Source organism: Halomonas sp. NPDC076908 (genome assembly GCF_050269715.1).
Lineage (GTDB): Bacteria > Pseudomonadota > Gammaproteobacteria > Pseudomonadales > Halomonadaceae > Vreelandella.
Window position 1 is genome coordinate 1 of sequence record NZ_JBNNIW010000099.1, and the last position, 2,363, is coordinate 2,363.

At 43.5% G+C, this 2,363-nt stretch carries 2 protein-coding genes; one reads left to right on the forward strand and one right to left on the reverse strand.

Annotated features, from left to right (window positions below):
* Window positions 1–138 precede the first annotated feature (138 nt).
* The gene (locus ACQKE4_RS20550; RefSeq protein ID WP_427390091.1) at window positions 139–1,110 is read left to right on the forward strand and encodes an MFS transporter; all 972 of its coding nucleotides are present in this window, start codon (window positions 139–141) and stop codon (window positions 1,108–1,110) included.
* Window positions 1,111–1,291: 181 nt separating this feature from the next.
* On the opposite strand, the gene ACQKE4_RS20555 is transcribed toward ACQKE4_RS20550, so the two are convergent.
* Window positions 1,292–2,185 carry a LysR family transcriptional regulator gene (locus ACQKE4_RS20555; RefSeq protein ID WP_427390092.1) on the reverse strand — a complete coding sequence of 298 codons (894 nt, stop codon included), beginning with the start codon at window positions 2,183–2,185 and terminating at the stop codon, window positions 1,292–1,294.
* Between the last annotated feature and the right edge of the window lie 178 nt (window positions 2,186–2,363).

A 2,363-nucleotide genomic window follows, 5' to 3' on the forward strand; every position in this document is an offset into this window, starting at 1 on the left:
GCTGATCAGAAAGCTCGTAACGGCCTGTCATATCGCCCTCCTGCTCAATGAACAGAGAGAGCGTAACATTTATGACTTTTCAGACAGAACCTAGGTACAGTTATCTCGACCTTTCCTGCATCTCTATATATGAGGCGTGTGGGCCGCCGCCGTGGATTTATCACCGGCGCAAGTGTTGGTGGTGTAGCGGGGGGCTTGCTGAGCTTTGTCGCGATTTTGTTAGAGATGTTTTGGCTTTTCTGTCTGGGTAATTTACTTCTTGGCTTGTACCAAGGCTTTGCCATGTACTACCGTTTTGCTGCTGCAGATGTGGCAAGTCCAGCCTTTCGCAGCCGTGCGATCTCATTCGTCATGGCTGGCGGCGTGGCTGCTGCCTTCCTTGGTCCTTGGAACGCTACTGCTGCAACTGACTTAGTTGCTGGTGTGCCCTTAGGTGGGCCATATCTTGTAATTGCTACTCTAGCTTTACTGTCCATTGGTCTTTTAACCCAGCTCAGAGCACAGCCCAGTAGTGTCCTAAGCCCGGACATGATCTCTCGTTCAGGAGGAACTATTTGGCTCCAGGCGAGCTTTATGCTTGCAGTATTTTCCAGTGCAGTTGGATATTCGATAATGATGGTGGTAATGACAGCCACTCCACTTGCGATGCTTGCCCAAGGCTTTTCGATGTCGGAAGTATCTTTCATCATGCAATGGCATGTGCTTGGCATGTTTGCGCCGTCATTTTTTACTGGCAGCTTAATAGCTTTTTTTGGGGTGGCGCGTATTCTGTTGGTAGGTGCGCTCTTGGTAACTAGTGCCGTATTAACTCCTAACCTTGGCGATGGTTTGACACACTATTGGTCGGCTTTACTCCTGTTGGGAGTCGGGTGGAACTTTCTATTCATAGGTGGCAGTGCGCTGCTCTCGACAGTCCATTCTGAAGACGAACGAGGCAAGGTTCAGGGCATCAATGATCTGGTGATCTTTTCACTTGTAGCAGCTAGCTCATTAACATCTGGTGCTTTGCTTTATCAATTCGGCTGGAAGGTGCTAAATCTCATCATGTTGCCTCCAGTTCTTCTCGTGGTTTTCGCCACTATTTGGTACATGATGCGTGAAAGGTCATAGCTGTTAAAAATTTCATTGAATGTTGGCTTGGCAGTAGATTTTACTTCATGGAGGATTTTTGAAATTTCCACTCCAATAAATTTTTTTTAATATGGGTGATGAAAGTCAAATTTGTTCAATGATGATTGTCGGGAAGAAATTATGGAGCTTTAGCTAGGCGGCTGTAAAGAGTTGTAATATTTCACTCTAAAGTGTTATGTCGACATAATTCTTCAATGAAGCAGTCTGCCGCTTTTATTAAATGGCGCCCTGGTTTTTTGCAGATTATTGTAAAGCATTTTTGTACTTCGCATTCATTTATGTTAATAGATGCTAGCCTGGTGTCATGGTTGTTTTTTGTCACGCAAAAGTGAGGTAATATTGTGACGCCATTAGAGTCTTCTATGTAATGCTTGATCATTTCGATACTGTCCAGTTCGAATCTTATGTTCAACTCGAATCCAAGTTTTTGTGTTGCAGCTGTGATCAATTGACGTGTTAAAAACTCAGGGTTTAATATTGTTATTTCATGACCTTCAAGTTCTTTTAAGCTGATGTTCTTCTTTAGAGCTAGTGAATGATTTCTTGGCGTGACAACTGTTAGTCTGGTATCAAAATATTTGATGGCTTCTATGTCGCTTGGTATTTTGGTGTCCATTACAATGCCAAAGTCAATGCCGCCAGATCGGATGGTTTCATAAACAGAGTCGCTTCCTAATATCTTCCCATTAAAATGTACATTTTTATGGGAGTTATTGAATGATTTTATGCTTGGGAAGAGCCAGTCTTTAGCGACACCTTCAATTGTAGCGTACTGAATGGTTCCAGATAATGTTCCATTCATTTCGTCAATTCTTGATCTTGCGATTTCCATTTCTCTAATTGTTTTTTCCATGTGGTGCGCTAAGATTTTTCCTTCCTCGGTAAGCTGGATTCCAGATGCTAGTCTGTCAATTAGTTTTGCCTTAAAGATATGCTCTAGGTTGGCTATCTGTTTGCTAATAGCAGAGGGGCTGACATGAAGTAACTCGGCTGCTTTGCGAACTGACCCGACCTTGGATACTGTTAAAAAATACTTGTATATGGTTATATGCATAATTATGGCCTTGTGGGGTGGTCCTGATGTCCTGCTGTATGCCCGCTGGGCATAAGAATTAACCAGCAGTGCGATTTTGAAAGTGGGCGGATGCAGACACTGAGTGCAACACACTCATTGGATGGTTGACGGGCTTTCATGATACTTGGCCATCAGTTCGCTCATCACTTCTATCGGA

Bases quoted from the DNA above. Each gene is read 5' to 3' on its own strand.
- ACQKE4_RS20555 (WP_427390092.1), bottom strand. From the start codon at position 2,185: ATGCATATAACCATATACAAGTATTTTTTAACAGTATCCAAGGTCGGG.